Source organism: Pseudomonas pisciculturae (genome assembly GCF_015461805.1).
GTDB lineage: Bacteria > Pseudomonadota > Gammaproteobacteria > Pseudomonadales > Pseudomonadaceae > Aquipseudomonas > Aquipseudomonas pisciculturae.
Map to the genome: position 1 here is coordinate 1 of NZ_JACVZE010000002.1, position 22,978 is coordinate 22,978.

A 22,978-nucleotide genomic window follows, 5' to 3' on the forward strand; every position below is an offset into this window, starting at 1 on the left:
TTTTCAGAAGCTTTCGAAGATTTCTTCAACAACTTCAACCACTTGCGCTTCAGATCTCTCATCAGCGGGAGGCGAATTCTACAGCGTTACACGCTGCTGTCAACACCTCTTTTTCAACTTCCTGACCACTTCGATGAACTGAAGCAACCTGCTGCCGAAAACCGCGTAACTCATTGTTTACCAAGGAGTTTTCCGTTTCGACTGCGCCGGAAGTGGGGCGAATTATAGACAGATATAATTCGCCGTCAACACCTAATTTCAGACTTATTCGGATTTGAGCGTAATACGCGCAAATGCCTTCTTGCCTGCCTGACAAACGTGGGTAGCGCCCAGCTCGTATATAAAGGTGCGATCCACAACCTCACCATCAATACGCACACCACCTGAACCCAGCAGATCACGCGCAACCGCAGAGTTCTTCACCAGGCCTGCCTTATTGAGGACGGCGGCGATCGGCATGGCCTCTGCTGCAGTAAGCTCAACCTCAGGCAGATCGTCCGGCAGTTCGCCATCCTTCATACGATTGCCCGCAGCACGGTGAGCGCTGGCCGCAGCCTCTTCACCGTGGAAGCGCGCAACAATCTCTTCAGCCAGCTTGATCTTCACGTCACGCGGATTGGCACCCGCTTCGACATCAGCGCGCAACGCATTGATCTCATCCATCGAGCGGAAGCTCAGCAACTCGAAATAACGCCACATCAAGGCATCAGGAATCGAAACCAGCTTGCCGTACATCACGCCCGGCGCTTCCTGGATGCCTACATAGTTACCCAGGGACTTGGACATCTTCTTGACGCCATCCAACCCTTCCAGCAAAGGCATGGTCAGGATGCACTGAGCTTCTTGACCATAGGCACGCTGCAACTCACGCCCCATCAGCAAGTTGAACTTCTGGTCAGTACCGCCCAACTCAACGTCCGCACGCAGGGCCACCGAGTCATAACCCTGAACCAGCGGATAGAGAAACTCGTGAATCGCAATAGGCTGGTTGGTGGAGTAACGCTTGTCGAAGTCGTCGCGCTCAAGCATGCGCGCCACGGTGTATTGCGAGGTCAGGCGAATGAAGTCCGCAGGCCCCATCTGATCCATCCACGTGGAGTTGAACGCCACTTCGGTCTTGGCCGGATCAAGAATCTTGAACACCTGAGTCTTGTAGGTCTCGGCATTATCGAGCACCTGCTCACGGGTCAGCGGCGGACGCGTTGCGCTCTTGCCGCTCGGATCACCGATCATCCCGGTGAAGTCACCTATAAGGAAGATGACCTGATGCCCCAACTCCTGGAACTGGCGCAGCTTATTAATAAGCACGGTGTGACCCAGGTGCAGATCCGGCGCCGTCGGATCAAAGCCGGCTTTAATACGCAGGGGCTGGCCACGCTTGAGCTTCTCAATCAGCTCAGCTTCGACCAACAGTTCTTCCGCACCACGTTTTATCAGCGCTAGCTGCTCTTCAACCGACTTCATAACAGACCCGCAAGGCTCAGATTCAAAAGGGAACCAACCATACAAGATCAGGGACTAATTACAAGTTTTGCCCTGCGCACGGACACCGTTCAGCAAGCCCAGCGTTCGCGAGCTTGCACCACAGATGATTTGGTTATATTTTATACAGTTATTTCATCTTCATCATGTCATTCATCTTTTCCATTTCATCTTCAAAGTCAAAATTACCTATGACCACAGAACCGTCTAAAGCGCCGCCGCTTTACCCGAAGACCCACCTGCTCGCCGCAAGTGGTATCGCCGCTCTTCTCAGCCTGGCACTCCTGGTATTCCCTTCCAGTGACGTAGAAGCCAAACGAACATCCCTGAGCCTTGACCTGGAAAGCCCAGTTGAACAACTGACACAAGATCAAGACGCCTCCGACGCACAACAAGCCACAAATGCACTGACCGAATCGCCGTTCGCACAGATAGAAAGCAGCCCAGAAGACACGCAACAAGCCGCCAAACCCCAAGTGGCACCTGTTGCCGACGCAGCCAAGAACCCTCAGCACCGCGAAGTGATTGTGGCTAAAGGCGATACGCTGTCGACCCTGTTCGAAAAGGTAGGCCTGCCCGCCGCCACGGTTAACGAAGTGTTGGCCAGCGACAAGCAAGCCAAGCAGTTCACGCAACTCAAACACGGCCAGAAACTTGAGTTTGAGCTCACCCCTGACGGCCAACTGCACAACCTGCACAGCAATACCAGCGACCTCGAAAGCATTACCCTGACCAAGGGCGCAAAAGGCTTTGCCTTTAACCGCATCACTACCAAACCGGTGATGCGCTCTGCCTATGTACACGGCGTAATCAACAGCTCCCTGTCGCAATCCGCCGCCCGCGCAGGCTTGTCCCACAGCATGACCATGGACATGGCCAGCGTATTTGGCTACGACATCGACTTCGCCCAGGACATCCGCCAAGGCGACGAATTCGATGTGATCTACGAGCAGAAGGTCGCCAACGGCAAAGTGGTCGGCACCGGCAACATTCTCTCCGCGCGTTTCACCAACCGCGGCAAGACCTACACCGCCGTGCGCTACACCAACAAACAAGGCAACAGTAGCTACTACACCGCCGACGGCAATAGCATGCGCAAAGCGTTCATCCGTACGCCGGTGGACTTCGCCCGTATTAGCTCCCGTTTCTCCATGGGCCGCAAGCACCCAATTCTGAACAAAATTCGCGCCCACAAAGGTGTCGACTACGCAGCCCCTCGTGGCACGCCGATCAAGGCTGCCGGGGACGGGAAGGTACTGCTGGCTGGACGTCGCGGCGGTTACGGCAATACCGTGATCATCCAACACGGCAACACCTACCGTACGCTGTATGGCCACATGCAAGGCTTCGCCAAGGGCGTGCAGACTGGCGGTACCGTGAAGCAAGGCCAAGTGATCGGTTATATCGGCACTACCGGCTTGTCCACTGGCCCACACCTGCATTATGAATTCCAGGTGAATGGTGTACACGTCGACCCATTGGGCCAAAAGCTGCCGATGGCCGACCCAATCGCCAAGGCCGAGCGCGCACGTTTCATGCAACAAAGCCAGCCGCTGATGGCACGCATGGACCAAGAGCGTTCCACCCTGCTGGCCTCGGCGAAGCGCTAAGGGATGCCGCTCTATATAGGTGTGATGTCCGGGACCAGCCTCGATGGCCTGGACATCGCCTTGATCGAACAAGACTCGGCGATCAAGCTGATCGCCACTCACTACATTCCCATGCCTGATGCACTGCGCACCGAATTGCTCGGCCTCTGCGCCAGCGGCCCGGATGAAATCGCCCGTTCGGCCATCGCCCAACAGCATTGGGTGACACTAGCCGCCCAGGGTATTCATGCACTGCTGAACCAGCAAAACTTCAAGCCTCAAGACATCCGCGCGATCGGCAGCCATGGCCAGACCATCCGCCATGAGCCCGCTCGGGGCTTTACCGTACAGATCGGCAACCCCGCCTTACTGGCTGAGCTGACAGGAATTACCGTGGTCAGCGACTTCCGTAGCCGCGATGTTGCAGCTGGTGGCCAGGGCGCCCCGCTGGTTCCCGCCTTTCATGAAGCGCTATTTGGCGAAAGCAACGGTAACCGAGCGGTATTGAATGTTGGAGGTTTCAGCAATCTGAGCCTGATCGAGACCGGAAAACCGGTAGCCGGATTCGACTGTGGCCCAGGCAATGTCCTGCTCGATGCCTGGATCCACCAGCAACGCGACGAACACTTTGATCGTGGTGGCCAGTGGGCGGCCTGTGGCAAGGTCCAGTTACCCCTACTCAATACCTTGCTCAGTGACCCGTTTTTTGTAACCCAGGGCCCTAAAAGCACCGGGCGCGAAGTGTTCAACCTGGGCTGGCTGCAACACCACCTTGGCCGCCTAAGCGCATTCGAACCTCAAGACGTCCAGGCCACACTGCTGGAACTGACCGCCCTGACCATCGTCGAGTCCCTGCAAAGCGCACAACCCCAGACCGAAACGCTGCTGGTCTGCGGCGGCGGCGCCCATAACGCGACACTGATGAAGCGGCTGTCTGCGTTGCTACCCGCGACTCAAGTCGCCAGCACCGCCAGCCACGGCGTAGACCCCGACTGGGTAGAAGCCATGGCCTTCGCGTGGCTGGCCCATTGTTGCCTGGAAGGCATCGCAGCCAACCGCCCCAGCGTCACCGGCGCGCGCGGGCTACGGGTACTGGGCGCAATTTACCCCGCTTAAACCCCAGACAGCAAAACGCCGCTTGGCCTATCAAAGCCAAGCGGCGTTTTTGTATCCGAAATCGATCAGATCGAGAACGAAGACCCGCAACCACACGTGGTAGTAGCGTTAGGATTCTTGATCACAAAGCGCGAACCTTCCAGACCTTCCTGGTAATCCACCTCGGCACCCGCCAGGTATTGGAAGCTCATCGGGTCTACGACCAGGCTCACACCCTCGCGTTCGACGATGGTGTCGTCATCGGCCACATCTTCATCGAAGGTAAAACCGTACTGAAACCCTGAACAACCGCCGCCCGTAACGAATACGCGCAGCTTCAAGCGATCATTACCCTCTTCATCGACCAGGCTCTTCACCTTGTGCGCAGCACCGTGGGTGAATTGCAAAGCCGTGGGGGTGAAGGACTCAACGCTCATGCTGATAATCTCCCGGCGTAGCGCCGCCATATGCGTAATGGCGGGCATTATCCGCTTCTCCTAGAAAAGCGGTCAACTATTGTTACGGTATATCAATCTGCGCTGCCGCCATTAAAAACACAAAAGGCCCGATCAACGGGCCTTTTGCTTAACGGCGCTAACTGCCTTAAGGCAGCATGCCTGCATGGGACAAGCCCAGCTTCTCATCCAGCCCAAACAGGATGTTCATGTTCTGCACCGCCTGGCCCGACGCGCCCTTGACCAGGTTATCGATCACCGACAACACCACCACCAGGTCGCCATCCTGCGGACGGTGCACAGCAATACGGCAGACGTTGGCACCGCGCACGCTGCGGGTTTCCGGATGGCTGCCCGCAGGCATAACGTCGACGAACGGTTCATTGGCGTAGCGCTTCTCGAACAACGCCTGCAGGTCTACCGAGCGATCCACCACGGTTGCGTACAGCGTGGAGTGAATGCCACGAATCATCGGCGTCAGATGCGGCACAAACGTCAGGCCCACATCCTTGCCGGCGGCACGACGCAGCCCCTGGCGAATTTCCGGCAAGTGACGATGCCCTTTTACCGCGTAGGCCTTCATGCTTTCCGACGTTTCGGAGTACAGCGAACCTACCGCAGCGCCACGACCGGCGCCGCTGACGCCCGACTTGCAGTCCGCGATCAGCCGCGAAGCGTCCGCCAGCCCTGCTTCAAGCAGTGGCAAGAAACCCAGTTGCGTAGCGGTTGGATAGCAACCTGGCACAGCAATCAGGCGCGCTTGCTTGATCTGCTCACGATTGACTTCCGGCAGGCCGTAGACCGCCTCTTCCAACAACTCTGGCGCACCATGAGGCTGGCCATACCACTTGGCCCACTCATCAGCGTCCTGCAGACGGAAGTCAGCCGACAGGTCGATGACCTTGGTACCGGCGGCCAGCAACTCACCCGCCAGCGCGTGGGCAACGCCGTGAGGCGTGGCGAAGAACACCACATCACAGGCGCCCAGGGTCTTGATGTCCGGAACGCTGAACGCCAGGCCGTCATAGTGGCCTCGCAGGTTCGGGTACATATCGGCCACGGCCAACCCGGCCTCGGATCGGGAAGTGATCACCACCACCTCAGCTTGCGGATGCTGAGCCAACAGACGCAGCAATTCGACACCGGTGTAACCCGTGCCGCCGACGATACCGACCTTGACCATAAACCTGCCCTCAACGAACCCACTGGAAAGCCGTCGATAATAGGGGCCGTATCGTCCTGCGACAACCGTCAACGTGACGTACGGGCGCATGAGCCACTACTATCTCGGCTACCGTGAACCTGGGAATAACTAAAAATGCTTTATCTATGGGTCAAAGCCTTCCACATCATCAGCATCGTCTGCTGGTTTGCCGGGCTGTTCTATCTTCCGCGCCTGTTCGTCTACCACGCTCAAAGCGAGGACACCGTCAGCAAGGAGCGCTTCAGTCTCATGGAGCGCAAGCTGTACCGCGGCATCATGGGGCCGGCGATGATTGCCTCCCTGGCGTTTGGCATTTGGCTGATCTACCTCAACCCAAGCATCTTTCAATCGGGCGGCTGGATTCACGCTAAATTGACCCTGGTAGTTCTACTGATCGGCTACCACCACATGTGCGGCGCACAGGTAAAACGCTTCGCCCGTGGCGAAAACACCCGCAGCCATGTCTTTTATCGCTGGTTCAATGAAGTCCCGGTTCTGCTATTGCTGGCTATCGTAATTTTGGTCGTGGTCAAACCGTTCTAACTTCAATCACACGGGGTACCTCCAATGTCGCTGCCCGCTTTGCTTGAACAACGTCTGCGCTTGCCGGTAGTGGCGGCGCCGATGTTCCTGATTTCCAACCCGCAACTGGTGCTGGCGTGCTGCCGCAACGGGGTAGTCGGGAGTTTCCCGGCGCTCAACCAGCGCGAAAGCAGTGGCTTCAAGGCCTGGCTGGAAGAAATCGAGGCGGGCCTGGCGCAGTTGGACAACCCCGCGCCGTATGCCGTCAACCTGATCGTGCACAACAGTAACCCTCGGCTTGAGGCTGACCTGGCGATCTGCGTCGAGCACAAAGTGCCCATCGTCATCACCAGCCTGGGCGCTGTGAAAGAGCTGGTCGATGCTGTGCACAGCTACGGCGGCCTGGTGTTTCACGATGTCACCACTCGGCGCCATGCCGAGAAAGCCGCCGAAGCGGGTGTGGATGGCTTGATCGCCGTGGCCGCCGGCGCCGGTGGTCACGCCGGCACCTGGAGCCCCTTCGCTCTGATCGCCGAGATTCGCCAGTTTTTCGATAAGACCCTTCTGCTCGCCGGCTGCCTCAACCACGGGCACGAGATTCTCGCCGCCCAACTGCTGGGGGCAGACTTGGCCTATTTCGGCACACGTTTTATCGGCACCACCGAAAGCCACGCCCCGGATGCGTATAAAGAGATGCTGCTCACATCGCGCGCCGCCGACATCGTGCACACTCCCGCTGTCTCCGGCGTGCCCGCCAGCTTTATGCGCCAGAGCCTGGAAAACGCCGGTTTCGACCTCGCCGCCTTGCAAGGCAAAGGCGAAGTCAACTTCGGTTCCAAGCTCAAGCCATTGAGCGATGAAGCCAAGGCCTGGAAGACTGTCTGGTCTGCCGGCCAGGGCGTGGGCGAGATCAATGATTTGCTCAGTGTTGATGAACTCATTGCCCGTCTGGATGCCGAATACCGCGCGGCTCGCGAGCAGGCCACACAGCTTCGCTGGCCACGCTGACCCACCGCAAGGCCTGCCAATTGAGCAGGCCTTTACCCCTTCCCTGATTAAGTGACAAGGATGCCCGCATGAGCGACAGCCGTTTCAAGATTGTGTTTGATGGAGCCTTGCTCCCGGGGGTCGAAAGCACCACTGCCAAACTGAACCTCGCCGAGTTGTTCAAGAGCGATGTCGAAGCCATCGAAAAGCTATTCACCGGCCGCACGGTCGCGCTCAAACGCGATCTGTCCCGCCCGGATGCCGAAACCTACCTGTCTGCGCTGAAAAACGCCGGTGTAGACGCACGTATCGAAGCCGAACAACCCGTGGCCTTCAGCCTTGCCGAAACCCACGAGACGGGCTCCAGCAACGCTGGCTTCTCCCAGCCTGCAACCTCCCCTTACGCGCCACCGCGCGCACTGGTGGGCGATAACTTGCCCGAGTACGCAACGCTTAACGTCTTTACGATCAACGGGCGCATCGGGCGCCTGCGCTACCTGGCCTGGACACTGGTACTGACCGTCGCGATGCTCGTCGCCGGCGGCATCATTGCCACAGCCGGTTTTGCTGTAGCCACCGCATCGCCAACCGCAGGCATTATTCTCGGCTCACTGCTGGGTTTTGCGCTGTGTATTGCGATCGTCGTGGTCAGCGTGCAAATCGGCGTACAGCGCCTGCACGACCTGGGCTGGTCGGGCTGGCTCTACTTGCTGAACCTGGTCCCGCTGGTGAACAGCATTTTCCCGCTGCTGCTTCTGGTGATGCCAGGTAACCCGGGCGCCAACCAATACGGCGCCCCACCGCCACGCAACTCCACGGCGGTGAAGGTTCTGGCCTCTATGTGGCTGGCCTTCATTCCACTGATGCTGATCATCGTGGTCACCCTGGGCATGAATGGCTATCTCAACCAGCTCGAAGCCAACGTCGACAGCAGTTACGAAAGCAGCTCCATGACCTCCGATGACACCACCGACCAAGGTGTAAGCGTTGATGAAGACGAAGCGCAAAGTGCTGACGAGGCAGCCGAACCTGTAGACTCTCCAGAACAGTAAAGAAACGCCCGCCGCCTGTGATGCACTGTCGCAGGCAGGCGGCGTTGCGATGGAGAAAGGCATGACCCGTTACGCTCTGATCACCGGCGCCTCCAGCGGCATCGGCCTGGCCATGGCCGAAGCACTGGCCCGGCGCGGCCGCAGCTTGATTCTGGTGGCCCGTCAGCGTGATCAGTTGGAAAGCATTGCAATCGAATTGACTCAACGCTTCGGCGTCGAGGTGCTTTTTCGTGCCTGCGACCTGGGCGAGCCGCTGCGTTTGTCCGGGTTTCTGCTGGAGCTTGAAGAAGGCGAACGGCAGATCGACCTGCTGGTCAACTGCGCCGGCATTGGCACCAGCGGGCCGTTCCTGGCCCAGGACTGGATGACCGAACAAGACCTGATCGAGGTCAATATCCTGGCCCTGACCCGTATGTGCCACGCCCTTGGCAACGCCATGGCGCTGCACGGCGGCGGGCAGATCCTCAATGTCGCATCGGTGGCCGCCTTCCAGCCCGGCCCATGGATGAGCAGCTACTACGCCAGCAAGGCCTATGTGCTGCACTTCTCCGAAGGTTTGCGCGAAGAACTGAAAAGCTGTGGTATCAAGGTCTCTGTGCTCTGCCCAGGCCCAACGCGTACCGCCTTCTTCGGCACCGCGCAAATGGACACCGCCAAACTCGAACGCAGCGACAAACTGATGAGCCCCGAAGAAGTCGCGCTCTACACCGTGCGCGCCCTCGACAAGAACAAAGCCATCATCATTCCCGGCCGAGGCAACCGCTGGCTCGCCTTCAGCCCGCGCTTGAGCCCCCGCTGGCTCACCCGCAAGATTGCCGGCGCGATCAACAAGGCCTATTGCCCACGCTGAGCGCCTGAGTACACTCACCCTGCACATTCATAATGGAGAAACAGCTGTGGATACTCTGTTCACCAAGATCATCAACAGAGAAATACCTGCCGATATCATCTACGAAGATGATCAAGTCCTGGCCTTCAAGGACATTAACCCGGCGGCCCCTGTGCATTTCCTGGTTATCCCGAAGAAACATATCCCCACCCTCAACGACCTGACTGAAGAAGACAAAGCCCTGGCGGGGCATATTTTGTTCACCGCCCAGCGTCTGGCACTGGAGCAGGGCTGCGAGGAAGGTTTTCGCGTGGTAATGAACTGCAACCCTAAAGGCGGGCAGACCGTTTATCACATCCATATGCATGTGCTAGGCCAGCGCCAGATGAACTGGCCGCCGGGCTGAGACAGCCCGCCAACCACAAGGGCAAATTGACTCAGCGCAAACGCTCGCCCATCTCTTGCGGTAAACTGGCCGCCGAGATTCTTCCCGGAGGTCAGCATGACTACCCAACGTCACTACTCGCCGATTGACCGTCTGTTACTGCAAGCCGACATGGCCATGCGCACGCTGCTACCCTTCAGCGGGCAGCCATATCGCCCCTCGCCCGCCATCGTGCAGCCTGATGCACAGATGAGCGAGACCGACACCCGCCATGTGGCCGGCTTGATGCGCATCAACCATACCGGCGAAGTCTGTGCCCAGGCGCTGTACCAAGGCCAGGCGCTGACCGCCAAGCTGCCGCAGGTGCGTGCAGCCATGGAGCATGCGGCCGAGGAAGAGATTGACCATCTGGCTTGGTGCGAGCAACGTATCCGCCAACTCGGCAGCCACCCGAGTGTGCTGAACCCGCTGTTTTACGGCTTGTCGTTTGGCATCGGCGCCGCCGCCGGCCTGATCAGCGACAAAGTCAGCCTCGGTTTCGTCGCCGCGACCGAACACCAAGTGTGCAAACACCTGGATGAACATCTGGAACAACTGCCGGCCGAAGACGAAAAGTCCCGCGCGATTCTCGAACAGATGCGCATCGATGAAGAACACCACGCCGAAAGTGCATTGGATGCCGGCGGTTTCCGTTTCCCGGCGCCGGTACGCTTCGGCATGAGCGTGCTGGCCAAGGTCATGACCAAAAGCACGTACCGGATTTAATCCGAAAAAAAGGGCGCTTTCTCAGAGCGCCCTTCTTTTTGCCTGCTGTTAAGCGATCAACCCAACTCTACGATTTCGTAGTCATGGGTGATGGCCACACCGGCTGCGCCGAGCATGATCGACGCCGAGCAGTACTTCTCGGCCGACAACTCGATGGCACGCTTGACCTGGGCTTCTTTCAGCGCCCGGCCCTTCACCACGAAATGCATATGAATCTTGGTGAACACTTTCGGATCTTCAGTGGCGCGCTCGGCTTCCAGGAAGGCTTCGCAGCTTTCCACGGCCTGACGGGACTTCTTCAAGATGCTGACCACGTCGAAATTGCTGCAACCGCCCACACCAAGCAGGAGCATTTCCATCGGGCGTACGCCCAGGTTACGGCCACCAGCTTCCGGCGGACCGTCCATGACCACTACATGGCCACTGCCCGACTCACCGAGGAACATGGCTTCGCCCGCCCATTGGATGCGTGCCTTCATCGCCCAGACTCCACTGTTAAAAAAGGGTCGCCAGCTTAGCACAGGGCCCGATCACGACAGCGTTTCCCACTCAAGCCGATCAACAAAGGGTTTAACCCACAAATTGGCTAATCGAGTCAGGATGTGTCTGGTAAGCTGGCGCCAAATCGATGGCGTATTGCTACCATTTATACAACCTGTATCAATGCCGATACCGACACATATAACAACTCCACCCCCTTCGCGCTGTCTTTTCGGGATACAACCATGGTTGCCCTTACTCCCACACCCAAGATCAAGAATCTCGACAAGCTGCTGATGCATTGCCAGCGCCGGCGTCACCCGGCCAAGCACAACATCATTTGCGCGGGCGAGCGGTCTGAAACGCTGTACTTCATTATCAAAGGCTCGGTCACTATCCTGATCGAGGATGAAGATGGCCGCGAAATGATCATCGCCTACTTGAACACCGGGGATTTTTTTGGGGAGTTGGGGCTGTTCGAGCAGCCGGGCAAAGAGCAAGAACGCAGCGCCTGGGTGCGGGCCAAGATCGAATGCGAAGTTGCCGAGATCAGTTACACCAAGTTCCGCGAGCTGGCCCAGCAAGACCCGGACATTCTCTACGCCCTCAGCGGCCAGATTGCCCAGCGCCTGCGGGACACCACGCGCAAAGTCGGCGACCTGGCTTTTTTCGACGTCACCGGCCGTGTCGCCCGCTGCCTGTTGGAACTGTGCAAGCAGCCCGACGCCATGACTCACCCCGACGGCATGCAGATCAAGGTCACGCGCCAGGAAATCGGGCGCATTGTTGGTTGTTCACGGGAAATGGTCGGCCGCGTGCTCAAGGACCTGGAGGAACGCAACCTGGTCCACGTCAAAGGCAAGACGATGGTGGTGTTCGGTACCCGTTAAACCGGCAGGAAGCTGGCCAGCATCTGACGGTACAAGGTGTCCAGCCGAGTGATGGCATCCGGCACAGGGAAGGCTTCGTGCAAAGCGATATGGCTATCGGCACGTACGCGTTGCTCAAGGCCGCAGGCTTCATTGAAGCGATTGACCGCGGCAATCAACTCGTCACGGTCGTTATCCAACAGCAGTGCACCGTGCACCAAACCCACCGGACGACCACCCGCTTGCCGCCAACGCTGGGCAGTGCCGACCATTTTTCGGCCGTCAAGATTGACGTTATAGCGGCCATCGCAGAACGCGCCGTCGATTTCGCCGACGGATGCGTCACCACCCAACTCGATCAGCAAGTCGCAGATCGGCTGACACAAACGCAGGTAACCGGTTTCGATGCGATTTTGATCACCTTCGCTGCGCGGTGGCGCGTAGACCAAGGCGATGTTGACCGTAGCACTCGACTGCGGCACCGGCTCGCCGCCGGTTTCGCGAAGTAATACAGGCCAACCGGCGGCGACACTGACCTGGCTGGCGGTTTCAAAGGCAGGTAGGCGGCTCAACCGGCGCGGCATGACCAGCGCTTGGTCGCTGGGTTGCCAGAACAGCAAGCCGAACTCTTGTTCGCCAGCGCAGACGGCGGCCAACAAGGCTTGCTCGGCGGCAAGGCCAGCTTCAACAGTCATCACCACTGGCTGAACCATCAAACATCTACCTATCTGAATAAACACAAAACCCAATGTGGGAGCGGGCTTGCTCGCGAAAGCGGTGTATCAGCCAGCACATGTGGCGACTGATGCACCGCTTTCGCGAGCAAGCCCGCTCCCACACTTAGACTGCATTTCAAATATTGATCGCGTTCGATCAATCCAACGTCGAACCGCTGACCACTGCCCCACCCCGCTCCGGGAAGAACAATCGCTGCAACTCCGCCCCCGGGTTCTCCGCCCGCATAAACGTCTCACCCACCAGGAACGAGTACACCTCACTGATCTCCATCAGTTCCACATCAGCGCGATTGACGATGCCACTCTCGGTAATCACCAAACGATCACGCGGAATACGCGGCAGCAAGTCGAGGGTGTTTTCCAGGCTGACTTCAAAGGTGTGCAAGTTGCGGTTATTGACCCCCACCAGCGGTGTGTCGAGGGTTTTCAGTGCGCGCTCCAGCTCATCGCCGTCATGCACTTCCACCAACACATCCAGGCCAACGCTTTTGGCAACGGCCGCCAGCTCGGCCATCTTCACGTCATCCAGTGCAGAGACGATCAACAGCACGCAATCGGCGCCCAAAGCGCGGGCTTCGACGATCTGGTACGGGTCGACCATGAAGTCCTTGCGGATCACCGGCAACTTGCACGCAGCACGGGCCTGTTGCAGGTAAAGGTCGGCACCCTGGAAGTAATCGATATCGGTCAGTACCGACAGGCAGGTCGCGCCGCCCTTCTCATAGCTGACAGCGATCTCGGCAGGCACGAAGTGTTCACGAATTACGCCTTTGCTCGGCGAGGCTTTCTTGATCTCGGCAATCACCGCCGGCTGCTTGAGCTTGGCCTGGGCGATCAGCGCTTTGGCGAAACCACGCGGTGCATCGGCAAGCTTCGCCTGGCTTTCCAGCTCGGCGAGGCTCACACGAGCGCGACGCTCAGCCACTTCTTCGGCCTTGCGGGCCAGGATCTTTTCCAGAACGGTCGGCACACTCATCCTTCATTCTCCATCTTGAATACGGCGGTGAATGCGCCGAGCTCTTCGAGCTTCTCGCGGGCCAGGCCGGTGTGCAACGCATCGTGGGCCAAGGCGACACCTTCCTTAAGACTATAGGCATGGTCGGCCGCATAAAGCGCCGCGCCAGCATTCAAAACAATCATCTCGGCAGCTTTTTGACCGTTCTCGGTCTTGCGACGCCCCAGAGCATCGCGGATCAACTCAAGGGAGGCCGCCGGGCTTTCTACTGCCAAACCATGCAGGCTCTGGCTCTTCATGCCCAAGTCTTCCGGCTCAACCCAATATTCAGTGATCTGGTCATTCTTAAGCTCCGCCACAAAGGTCGGTGCTGCCAGGCTGAACTCGTCCAGGCCGTCTTTGGAATGCACCACCAGCACATGCTTGCTGCCCAAGCGTTGCAGCACTTCGGCCAACGGGCGGCACAGCGCCTGGCTGAACACCCCCACCACCTGGTGCTTCACACCGGCCGGATTCGTAAGCGGGCCGAGCATGTTGAACAGCGTGCGCAGGCCCAAGTCTTTACGCGGGCCGGCGGCGTACTTCATCGCGCTGTGGTGGGTTTGCGCAAACATAAAGCCGATGCCGACATTGTCGATGCAACGTGCCACTTGTACCGGGGTCAGGTTCAGGTAAATGCCGGCCGCTTCCAGCAGGTCGGCACTGCCGCTCTTGCCGGACACCGCACGGTTACCGTGCTTGGCCACGGTGCAACCGGCCGCCGCCACCACAAAAGACGAAGCCGTGGACACGTTGAAGATGTTGGCACCGTCGCCGCCGGTGCCGACCACATCCACCACACCGTCGAGGGTCTTGAGTTCAACCTTGTCGGCCAGCTCACGCATCACCGAAACGGCGCCGACGATCTCGTCGATGCTCTCGCTCTTCATGCGCATCGCCATCATGAACGCGCCGATCTGCGCATCGGTGCATTGGCCGGTCATGATCTCGCGCATCACATCGCTCATTTCAGCGGTGCTCAGGTCCAGATGGCCGACGATACGGCTCAGGGCAGTCTTGATATCCATGGAAAGTCCTTAGCGCGTGCCGCCGCTTTGCTTGAGAAAGTTGGCGAACAGCTCGTAGCCCTGCTCGGTCAGGATCGATTCAGGGTGAAATTGCACCCCTTCGACATTCAGTATCTTGTGACGCAGGCCCATGATCTCATCGACCGAGCCGTCTTCCAGCTGGGTCCAGGCGGTCAGTTCCAGGCATTCGGGCAGGGTTTCGCGCTTGACCACCAGCGAGTGGTAGCGGGTCACCGTCACCGGGTTGTTCAGTGCCTGAAATACGCCCAAGTCTTTATGGAACACCGGGCTGGTCTTGCCGTGCATCACCTGGCGCGCACGCACCACGTCACCGCCAAAGGCCTGGCCGATGGACTGGTGGCCCAGGCACACGCCCAAAATCGGCAGCTTGCCAGCGAAATACTTGATCGCTTCGAGGGAAATACCCGCCTCGGTCGGCGTGCACGGGCCTGGCGAAACAACGATGCGCTCCGGGTTCAAGGCAGCGATCTCGGCCACGGTCATTTCGTCGTTGCGCACGACCTTGACCTCGGCACCCAACTCGCCCAAGTACTGCACAACGTTGTAGGTAAAGGAATCGTAGTTATCAATCATCAGCAACATGGGGGCAACCTCAGGAATTGGGGGTCTGTTCAGCCAGCGCAACGGCGCGGAACATCGCGCGGCGCTTGTTCAGGGTTTCTTCCCATTCGAGGGCCGGCACCGAGTCGGCGACAATCCCGCCACCGGCCTGCACGTGCAGCTCCCCGTCCTTGATCACGGCGGTGCGGATCGCAATGGCCGTGTCCATGTTGCCGTTCCAGGCGAAATACCCCACGGCGCCGCCGTAGACACCACGCTTGACCGGCTCCAGTTCGTCGATGATTTCCATCGCGCGGATCTTCGGCGCACCCGACAAAGTACCGGCCGGCAAAATCGCCCGCAGTGCGTCCATCGCAGTCAAGCCAGCCTTCAGCTCGCCAGTGACGTTGGAGACGATGTGCATCACGTTGGAATAACGCTCAATGACCATCTTCTCAGTGAGCTTCACCGAACCGATTTCCGAGACACGCCCGGTGTCGTTGCGGCCCAGGTCGATGAGCATCAGGTGCTCGGCGATTTCCTTGTCGTCGCTGAGCAGGTCTTTTTCCAGCGCCACATCTTCTTCTTCGGTCACGCCACGTGGTCGGGTGCCGGCGATCGGGCGCACGGTGATCAGGTTATCTTCGACCCGCACCAGCACTTCCGGCGAGCTGCCCACCACGTGGAAGTCGCCAAAATTGAAGAAGTACATGTACGGCGTCGGGTTGAAGCAGCGCAGCGCGCGGTACAGGTCAATCGGCGCGGCCTTGAAGTCGATGGACATGCGTTGCGACGGCACCACCTGCATGCAGTCACCGGCAAGGATGTATTCCTTGATGGTATCGACGGCGCGCTCGTAGTCATCCTGGGTAAAGCTTGAACGAAAGATCGGATCGGCCGCCGGTGGACGGCTGAGGTCCAGGCCGCGACGCGGGGTGATCGGCTGGCGCAGTTTTTCCAGCAGCGCTTGCAGACTGGCCTGGCCTTGCTCGAACGCGTCCGCCTGGGATGGGTCGGCGAGCACTATCGCGTGCATCTTGCCGGCCAGGTTGTCGAAGACCACAACCGCATCGGAGACCATCAGCAGAATGTCTGGCACGCCCAGCGGGTCTGGGTTCGGGCACTTGCCCAAGCGTTTTTCCACATAACGCACACAGTCGTAACCGAAATAACCCACCAGGCCACCGTTGAAACGCGGCAAGCCAGGGATGGTCGGCACGTTGTAACGCGCCTTGAAGGTTTCGACGAACGCCAGCGGGTCTTCTACATCATGGCTTTCGATCTCGACGCCATCATGGGTGATGCTCACATGATGATCGTGAACGCGCATGACGGTGCGGCACGGCAGGCCGATGATCGAATAACGGCCCCACTTCTCGCCGCCTTGAACCGATTCCAACAAATAGGAATTGGGCTCGTCGGCCAGTTTCAGGTAGATCGACAGCGGCGTGTCGAAGTCGGCCAGAGTTTCACAGGCCAGGGGGATACGGTTATAGCCGGCAGCGGCCAAACGCAGGAATTCTTCGCGGATCATAGGTGCCTCGTGGCTTGAGGGTCTAACGGTCAGGTATGCAAACGTGCCGCAGCGCGGCCAGGATCAGTCAGGCGCGCCAACGCCAGCGGGCCAGGGCCTTGATGACTTTCATCCAGAGTTTGCGAGTGACCACCACGATGGAATTTCCAGAAGGGGACGGATCGGTGTCGGGCAACGTTATCTCAGCGCCGGTTCCCAAGCAACCGGGGATTAGCAGTCGCAGGTCATCAATCACCAGCGACGGTGACTCTTCGGCGATGGGCCGCCCATGGTTATAGCCGTAACTGAGGGCCACGCACTGCACGCCAGCGGCCTTTGCCGCCTGCACATCACTGCGCGAATCGCCGACGAACAGCGACTGCGACGCCGGGATATTGGCCATTTTCATCACGAAAAACAGCGCCGCCGGGTCGGGTTTCTTCTGCGGCAAGGTATCGCCGCCGATGATCCAGCGGAAATAGCGGCCGATTTTCATTTGGTCCAACAGCGGCGCGACGAAGCGCTCCGGCTTATTGGTGATCAAGGCCATTTCCACACCCTGCTTGCTCAGCCACTTGAGGGTGTCGCGAACGCCGGGGTAAACCACGGTCAGCTCGTGGCCGTCTTCATAGGCGGCGTTGAACAGTTCCAGGGCGTGCTCGGCCTCGACCTCATCGACCCCTTCGGCATCGATGTGGTTGGCCAGGGCCCGACGCACCAGCATGTGCACGCCGTTGCCGACCCACTCACGCACCGACTCGAGCCCCGCAGGCGGGCGCCCCAGTTTGAGCAGCATCTCGTCCACCGCCGCTGCCAGGTCGGGCACCGAGTCGATCAAGGTACCGTCCAGATCGAACATCACCAGCCGTGGCAATTTACCGGGGAACAGCTGCTCAAAGCCACTCATGGACGTGCCAGCGCCAGCTCGGAACGCATCTTGTCGATGACATCCTGGTAGTTCGGCGCATTGAAGATCGCCGAGCCGGCCACAAAGGTATCGGCGCCAGCCGCCGCGATTTCACGGATGTTATTGACGTTGACCCCGCCGTCGATTTCCAGGCGGATATCACGGCCCGAAGCGTCGATCAGTGCGCGGGCTTCGCGTAGCTTGTCGAGGGTGCCGGGGATGAACTTCTGCCCGCCAAAACCTGGGTTGACGCTCATCAACAGCACCATGTCGACCTTGTCCATTACGTACTTGAGCACGTCCAGCGGGGTCGCCGGGTTGAACACCAGGCCGGCCTTGCAGCCGCCTTCGCGGATCAGTTGCAGGGTGCGGTCCACGTGCAGCGTGGCTTCCGGGTGGAAGGTGATGTAGGTCGCGCCGGCTTCGATGAAGTCACCGATGATGCGGTCTACCGGGCTGACCATCAGGTGCGCATCAATCGGCGCAGTGATGCCGTATTTGCGCAGTGCCGAGCACACCATCGGGCCGATGGTCAGGTTGGGCACGTAGTGGTTGTCCATGACATCGAAGTGCACGAAGTCGGCACCGGCGGCCAACACCTTGTCCACTTCTTCACCCAGGCGGGCGAAGTCGGCGGAGAGAATCGATGGAGCAATGACGAAGGGCTGCATGACGCACCTTTTTTGAGCTAAATCACGATGGCGCGCATTGTATACCGCATGCTTTGCCGTGCGCACCGTGACCTGGCTCAATGGCTAGGCAGACGCTCCCTCAAACAACGCGAAACCACTGTCGGAGATCCAATGTGGGAGGGGGCTTGCCCCCGATGGCAGTGGGTCAGTTGCTGGATGCATTGGCTGACACTCCGCTATCGGGGGCAAGCCCCCTCCCACATTTTGATTTCCAGTAGGCTTTATACTTGGGCGGTACGCAGTTTTTCGCTTCGGCCGCGCAACCATTCCAACGTCAGCAACAGCAACACCGAGAAGGCAATCAGCAAGGTAGCCGCCGCTGCAATCGTCGGGCTGAGGTTCTCGCGAATCCCGCTGAACATCTGGCGCGGCAACGTCGCTTGCTCGGGCCCGGCGAGGAACAGTGTCACCACCACTTCATCAAACGAGGTGGCAAACGCAAACAACGCCCCGGAAATCACCCCCGGCGCAATCAGTGGCAAGGTCACCCGGCGAAACGCCGTGATCGGCGAAGCCCCCAGGCTGGCCGCCGCCCGCACCAGGTTGTGATTGAACCCTTGCAAGGTCGCCGACACGGTGATGATCACAAACGGCACACCCAGCACCGCGTGCACTACGATCAGCGAGAAAAAGCTGTTGCCCAGCCCCAACGGCGCAAAAAACAGGTAACTGGCGACGCCAATGATCACCACCGGCACTACCATCGGCGAGATCACCAACGCCATCACCAACGCCTTGCCCGGGAAATTGCCCCGCGTCAGGCCAATCGCCGCCAGGGTGCCGAACACCATGGCCAACACCGTGGCCGCCGGCGCAACGATGATGCTGTTCTTCAGCGCACGCATCCATTCGGCCGAGGCGAAGAAATCCTGGTACCAGTGCAGAGAGAAGCCTTGCAGCGGGTACACCAGAAAACTGCCGCTGTTGAACGACAGCGGGATGATCACCAGCACCGGCAATATCAAGAACAGCAGGATCAAGCCGCAGAGAATCCGCAAGCTGTAGAACCACACCCGCTCAACGGGCGACATATAAGGGCTCAGCATCGCAACGGTCTCCTTAGCTCAGGCGCAGGCGGCTGGCGCCCACCAGCCGGTTGTAGATCAGGTACAGCACCACAGTGGCCAGCAGCAGCAAGCCGCCCAGCGCCGTGGCCATACCCCAGTTGATGCTGGTGTTGGTGTAGAACGCCACGAAGTAGCTGACCATCTGGTCGTTCGGGCTGCCCAGCAGTGCCGGGGTGATGTAGTAACCGATCGCCAGGATGAACACCAACAGGCACCCGGCGCCCACACCGGCGTAGGTCTGCGGGAAGTACACGCGCCAGAAACTGGTGAACGGGTGGCAACCCAGGGAAATCGCCGCACGCATATAGGTGGGTGAGATGCCTTTCATCACGCTGTAGATCGGCAAAATCATAAACGGCAGCAGGATGTGCACCATCGAGATGTAGACCCCGGTACGGTTGAACACCAACTCCAGCGGCTTGTCGATCAACCCCATGCCCATCAACGCACTGTTGATCAGCCCCCCGGATTGCAGCAATACGATCCACGCCGCCACCCGTACCAGGATCGAGGTCCAGAACGGCAGCAAGACCAGAATCATCAGCAGGTTGCTTTTGCGCGCCGGCAGGTTGGCCAGCAGGTACGCCAGCGGGTAAGCCAACACCAAACAGATGGCAGTGATCACCAGACCCATCCAGAAGGTACGGGCGAAGATGTCCAGGTAGATCGCCTGGTCCGGCGTGGCCGGGGCCACTTCGCCGAGGTCGTCGATACGATGATCGACGGCGGCCAGCAGGTAGAACGGCGTCAGGCTGCTGGTATTGCGCCGAATCGCCTGCCAGTACGCCGGGTCGCCCCAGCGTTCGTCGAGGTTTTCCAGCGCATCTTTATAAGAGGCCGGGGCTTCGGTAAACGGCAGCGCCCGCGCGGTTTTGGTCAGCAGGCTGCGATAGCCGGCCAGTTCCATGTTCAAGCGTTTGGACAAGTCGCCCAGGGTCTGGTTTTTGCGGGCTTCGCCCAGGTCTTCACTGAGGGCCTGGTACACCGGCTCACCCGGCAGGCCACGGCCATCCCAGGCGGTAACCGCCACCACGGTGCGCGGCAAACCCGCGACCACTTCCGGGTTGCCGACGCTCTTAAACAGCAGCGCAACGATGGGCACCAGAAACACCAACAGCAAAAACAGCACCAGCGGCGCAATCAAGGCCTGGGCCTTCCAGCGATTGAGCCGCTCGGCACGCGCCAGGCGCTGCTTGAGGGTGGGGCCTGGAATGGCGATGTCCATGGCAAACTCCGATTCTTGAAATTGAATGCAATCTACTGAACACAGAAGATCCATGTGGGAGGGGCGGTGCGACGGTTCGACTTGCTCCCGATAGCAGTCTGTCAGTTGATGAATGTATCTACTGATGCACCGCTATCGGGAGCAAGCCCCCTCCCACAGGGGTTACAGGTACGACAAGAGTTACTTGGCAGCCCACGAGTTAAAACGCTGCTCCAACTGCTCGCCGTTATCCGCCCAGAAGCTCACGTCGATCTGCACCTGATTGGCGATGTTTTCCGGGGTGGTCGGCATGTCCTTGAGGATGTCCTTGGCCAGCAACGGTACGGCTTGGGTGTTGGCCGGGCCGTAGGCGATGTTTTCCGAGTAGGTCTTCTGCTGCTGCGGCTGTACCGAGAAGGCGATGAATTTCTTCGCGGCTTCTGCACGGTCTTTGGCCAGGCCTTTAGGAATCGCCCATGCGTCGAAGTCGTAGATGCCGCCGTTCCACACCACTTTGAGGTTGCTTTCTTTCTGCACGGCGGCGATGCGGCCGTTGTAGGCCGAGCTCATCACTACGTCACCCGAAGCGAGGTACTGCGGCGGCTGTGCGCCGGCTTCCCACCACTGGATCGACGGCTTGAGCTCATCGAGTTTCTTGAAGGCACGGTCCTGGCCATCTTTACCGGCCAGCACTTTGTAGACGTCTTTGGGCGCTACGCCGTCGGCCATCAGGGCGAATTCCAGGGTGTACTTGGCGCCTTTACGCAGGCCGCGCTTGCCCGGGAATTTCTTGGTGTCCCAGAAATCGGCCCAGCTGGTTGGCGCGCTGGTCAGCTTGTCGGCGTTGTAGGCCAACACGGTGGACCACACGAAGAAACCCACGCCGCAGGGCTGGATTGCGCCTTTTACGTAGTCGGCGGTGTTGCCGAACAGTTTCGGGTCCAGGGGCTCGAACATGTCTTCGTCGCAGCCACGGGACAGCTCTGGCGACTCTACTTCGACCAGGTCCCAGGAGACGCTCTTGGTGTCGACCATGGCTTTGACCTTGGCCATTTCGCCGTTGTACTCACCGGCGACGATTTTGCCGTAGCCCGCGCTTTCCCACGGCGCGTAGAACGCCTTGACCTGGGCCGCCTTATTCGCGCCACCAAAGGACACGACCGTGAGGTCCGGGCCGGCCATGGCCTGGGTCGCGCCCATCAAACCGAGGGCCAGCGCTGAATACTTCAAGGATTTCAACATTGTTGTTCTCTCCACGTGCAGGGTTGGTGAAGCCATGGGGGCGATTAATTCGCCTCTAGAAGTGGGTCGAGTGCGCGAACGTGCTCGACTTGCCAGCCAATCGGTACCACGTCGCCAACCGCCAACGCTGGGTCCAGCTCGGCAATCGGTTGTTTCACAAAAAAATCGGCCTTGCCGCAGACTTCCAGGCGCACCCGCACGTGGTCGCCCAAGTAGATGAACTCAGCCACCCGGCCCGAGAAACGGTTGACGCAGCTTTCGCTGGAGCCATTGAGGCTGACGCGCTCGGGGCGCACCGACAGGGTCACCGGGCCGCCAATCTGGCCGACGTTCACCGCCAGCGCCTCGACCTTCTCGCCCCGCGCCAGCTCCACCACGCAGCGGTCGCCGGTGTGGCTGTGCAGGCGGCCGTTGAGGCGGTTGTTCTCGCCGATAAAGTTGGCAACGAAGGTGTTTTTCGGTTCTTCATACAGCGTGCGCGGCGGGGCGATCTGCTGGATCTCGCCCTGGTGGAACACTGCCACGCGATCAGACATGGTCAAGGCTTCGCCCTGGTCGTGGGTCACGTACACCACCGTCACGCCGAGGCGCTGGTGCAGGTGTTTGATCTCCATCTGCATGTGTTCGCGCAGCTGTTTGTCGAGGGCGCCGAGGGGTTCGTCCATCAGCACCAACTGAGGTTCAAACACCAACGCACGGGCCAGGGCCACACGCTGTTGCTGACCGCCGGACAGTTGCGCCGGGTAGCGCTGGGCGAAGGCGTCGAGCTGCACCATGCTCAGCACGCGTTTGACCCGCTCGCTGATGTCAGTCTTGCTCAAACCACGCACCGACAGCGGGAACGCGAGATTCTCGGCCACCGTCATGTGCGGGAACAGCGCGTAGTTCTGGAACACCATGCCAATGTCGCGCTTGTGCGGCGGCACATTGTTGATGGAGCGCCCGGCCAGCTGGATTTCGCCCGCGGTCGGCGTTTCAAAGCCGGCAAGCATCATCAGGCTGGTGGTCTTGCCCGAACCGGAAGGCCCGAGCAAGGTGAGGAACTCGCCCTTGCGAATCTCAAGGTTGAGGTCTTTGACGATCAGGTTCTCGCCGTCGTAGCTCTTCTGCACGCCACGAAAGCTGACCAGGACCTCATTTGAATCCACCTCGCTCATACCCGCACCTTTGTGTTTTGGACTGCTGTGGCACAAGCGTAGTCCAGCCGCGAGACCCCGGAAATCGGGGGCCGGGAGAGAATTGCATCAGCCGGATGGAAGGTTTGGGGTAGGGAACGCCCTACACGGATGGCGCGTACGGGACGGTGCAGCCACAAGGGC

The 22,978-nt window shown here is 59.4% G+C and carries 25 protein-coding genes; 10 read left to right on the forward strand and 15 right to left on the reverse strand.

The annotated features are described in order from the left end of the window. Nucleotides 1-228, forward strand: a 228-nt coding sequence (locus ICY20_RS28145; RefSeq protein WP_228758336.1) for a hypothetical protein, incomplete at its 5' end; no start/stop codon positions are given. A gap of 36 nt (nt 229-264) precedes the next feature. On the opposite strand, the gene tyrS is transcribed toward ICY20_RS28145, so the two are convergent. Then, entirely contained in the window at nt 265-1,464 is a 1,200-nt protein-coding gene (tyrS, locus tag ICY20_RS05645; protein ID WP_017739632.1) for a tyrosine--tRNA ligase, read from the reverse strand. A 209-nt stretch (nt 1,465-1,673) separates the two neighbouring features. Here tyrS and ICY20_RS05650 point away from each other — a divergent pair, with 209 nt between their 5' ends. Continuing rightward, entirely contained in the window at nt 1,674-3,092 is a 1,419-nt protein-coding gene (locus tag ICY20_RS05650; RefSeq protein WP_159961171.1) for a peptidoglycan DD-metalloendopeptidase family protein, read from the forward strand. A 3-nt stretch (nt 3,093-3,095) separates the two neighbouring features. Then, nucleotides 3,096-4,187, forward strand: coding sequence for an anhydro-N-acetylmuramic acid kinase (locus ICY20_RS05655; RefSeq protein WP_194937104.1), 1,092 nt, complete (start codon nt 3,096-3,098; stop codon nt 4,185-4,187). A 65-nt stretch (nt 4,188-4,252) separates the two neighbouring features. Here the strand turns inward: ICY20_RS05655 and erpA are convergent, their stop codons facing one another. Beyond that, nucleotides 4,253-4,603 (reverse strand): iron-sulfur cluster insertion protein ErpA, encoded by a 351-nt coding sequence (gene erpA, locus ICY20_RS05660; protein WP_003176443.1) that lies wholly within the window; start codon nt 4,601-4,603, stop codon nt 4,253-4,255. Nucleotides 4,604-4,769: 166 nt separating this feature from the next. Next, nucleotides 4,770-5,804, reverse strand: a complete 1,035-nt coding sequence (gene argC / locus ICY20_RS05665) for an N-acetyl-gamma-glutamyl-phosphate reductase (RefSeq protein WP_010206935.1) — start codon at nt 5,802-5,804, stop codon at nt 4,770-4,772. A gap of 135 nt (nt 5,805-5,939) precedes the next feature. Here argC and hemJ point away from each other — a divergent pair, with 135 nt between their 5' ends. From hemJ to coq7, 6 genes are all read left to right on the forward strand, one after another. Beyond that, nucleotides 5,940-6,368, forward strand: a complete 429-nt coding sequence (gene hemJ / locus ICY20_RS05670; protein ID WP_159961175.1) for a protoporphyrinogen oxidase HemJ — start codon at nt 5,940-5,942, stop codon at nt 6,366-6,368. Between the two features lie 24 nt (nt 6,369-6,392). Next, nucleotides 6,393-7,355, forward strand: coding sequence for an NAD(P)H-dependent flavin oxidoreductase (locus ICY20_RS05675; protein ID WP_194937105.1), 963 nt, complete (start codon nt 6,393-6,395; stop codon nt 7,353-7,355). 68 nt (nt 7,356-7,423) lie between these two features. Continuing rightward, nucleotides 7,424-8,386: a DUF805 domain-containing protein gene (locus ICY20_RS05680; RefSeq protein ID WP_194937106.1), complete on the forward strand. Its 963-nt coding sequence runs from the start codon at nt 7,424-7,426 to the stop codon at nt 8,384-8,386. A 61-nt stretch (nt 8,387-8,447) separates the two neighbouring features. Beyond that, nucleotides 8,448-9,236: an SDR family NAD(P)-dependent oxidoreductase gene (locus tag ICY20_RS05685; protein WP_159961181.1), complete on the forward strand. Its 789-nt coding sequence runs from the start codon at nt 8,448-8,450 to the stop codon at nt 9,234-9,236. Between the two features lie 46 nt (nt 9,237-9,282). Continuing rightward, on the forward strand, nt 9,283-9,621 hold the full coding sequence (locus tag ICY20_RS05690) for a histidine triad nucleotide-binding protein (RefSeq protein WP_122487311.1): 339 nt from the start codon (nt 9,283-9,285) through the stop codon (nt 9,619-9,621). Between the two features lie 96 nt (nt 9,622-9,717). After that, entirely contained in the window at nt 9,718-10,365 is a 648-nt protein-coding gene (gene coq7, locus ICY20_RS05695) for a 2-polyprenyl-3-methyl-6-methoxy-1,4-benzoquinone monooxygenase (RefSeq protein WP_017138087.1), read from the forward strand. Between the two features lie 56 nt (nt 10,366-10,421). Here the strand turns inward: coq7 and ICY20_RS05700 are convergent, their stop codons facing one another. Then, a complete protein-coding gene (locus ICY20_RS05700; RefSeq protein WP_124364628.1) occupies nt 10,422-10,844 on the reverse strand; it encodes an OsmC family protein in 423 nt (140 codons plus the stop codon). A 246-nt stretch (nt 10,845-11,090) separates the two neighbouring features. Here ICY20_RS05700 and crp point away from each other — a divergent pair, with 246 nt between their 5' ends. After that, entirely contained in the window at nt 11,091-11,735 is a 645-nt protein-coding gene (crp, locus tag ICY20_RS05705; protein ID WP_159961185.1) for a cAMP-activated global transcriptional regulator CRP, read from the forward strand. Here crp and ICY20_RS05710 read toward each other — a convergent pair. The 11 genes from ICY20_RS05710 to ICY20_RS05760 form a co-directional block, all read right to left on the reverse strand. Beyond that, nucleotides 11,732-12,427, reverse strand: a complete 696-nt coding sequence (locus ICY20_RS05710; protein ID WP_159961187.1) for a lipoate--protein ligase family protein — start codon at nt 12,425-12,427, stop codon at nt 11,732-11,734. The two genes, crp and ICY20_RS05710, sit on opposite strands and share 4 nt — an antisense overlap. A gap of 160 nt (nt 12,428-12,587) precedes the next feature. Continuing rightward, nucleotides 12,588-13,427, reverse strand: coding sequence for an indole-3-glycerol phosphate synthase TrpC (gene trpC / locus ICY20_RS05715; protein WP_159961189.1), 840 nt, complete (start codon nt 13,425-13,427; stop codon nt 12,588-12,590). Beyond that, nucleotides 13,424-14,473: an anthranilate phosphoribosyltransferase gene (gene trpD, locus ICY20_RS05720; protein WP_159961191.1), complete on the reverse strand. Its 1,050-nt coding sequence runs from the start codon at nt 14,471-14,473 to the stop codon at nt 13,424-13,426. The genes trpC and trpD overlap by 4 nt, the downstream gene beginning before the upstream one ends. Nucleotides 14,474-14,482: 9 nt before the next feature. Then, nucleotides 14,483-15,076 (reverse strand): aminodeoxychorismate/anthranilate synthase component II, encoded by a 594-nt coding sequence (locus ICY20_RS05725; protein WP_194937107.1) that lies wholly within the window; start codon nt 15,074-15,076, stop codon nt 14,483-14,485. Nucleotides 15,077-15,086: 10 nt separating this feature from the next. Continuing rightward, nucleotides 15,087-16,568 carry an anthranilate synthase component I gene (gene trpE / locus ICY20_RS05730; RefSeq protein ID WP_194937108.1) on the reverse strand — a complete coding sequence of 494 codons (1,482 nt, stop codon included), beginning with the start codon at nt 16,566-16,568 and terminating at the stop codon, nt 15,087-15,089. A 67-nt stretch (nt 16,569-16,635) separates the two neighbouring features. Beyond that, nucleotides 16,636-17,454 carry a phosphoglycolate phosphatase gene (locus ICY20_RS05735; RefSeq protein WP_194937109.1) on the reverse strand — a complete coding sequence of 273 codons (819 nt, stop codon included), beginning with the start codon at nt 17,452-17,454 and terminating at the stop codon, nt 16,636-16,638. Next, nucleotides 17,451-18,125, reverse strand: coding sequence for a ribulose-phosphate 3-epimerase (rpe, locus tag ICY20_RS05740; protein ID WP_159961199.1), 675 nt, complete (start codon nt 18,123-18,125; stop codon nt 17,451-17,453). The genes ICY20_RS05735 and rpe overlap by 4 nt, the downstream gene beginning before the upstream one ends. Nucleotides 18,126-18,367: 242 nt before the next feature. Beyond that, nucleotides 18,368-19,192: an ABC transporter permease gene (locus ICY20_RS05745; RefSeq protein ID WP_159961201.1), complete on the reverse strand. Its 825-nt coding sequence runs from the start codon at nt 19,190-19,192 to the stop codon at nt 18,368-18,370. Between the two features lie 13 nt (nt 19,193-19,205). Further along, nucleotides 19,206-20,438: an ABC transporter permease gene (locus ICY20_RS05750; RefSeq protein WP_194937110.1), complete on the reverse strand. Its 1,233-nt coding sequence runs from the start codon at nt 20,436-20,438 to the stop codon at nt 19,206-19,208. Nucleotides 20,439-20,618: 180 nt separating this feature from the next. Further along, nucleotides 20,619-21,659: an ABC transporter substrate-binding protein gene (locus ICY20_RS05755; RefSeq protein ID WP_194937111.1), complete on the reverse strand. Its 1,041-nt coding sequence runs from the start codon at nt 21,657-21,659 to the stop codon at nt 20,619-20,621. A 44-nt stretch (nt 21,660-21,703) separates the two neighbouring features. Continuing rightward, a complete protein-coding gene (locus tag ICY20_RS05760) occupies nt 21,704-22,816 on the reverse strand; it encodes an ABC transporter ATP-binding protein (RefSeq protein WP_159961205.1) in 1,113 nt (370 codons plus the stop codon). Nucleotides 22,817-22,978 lie beyond the last annotated feature (162 nt).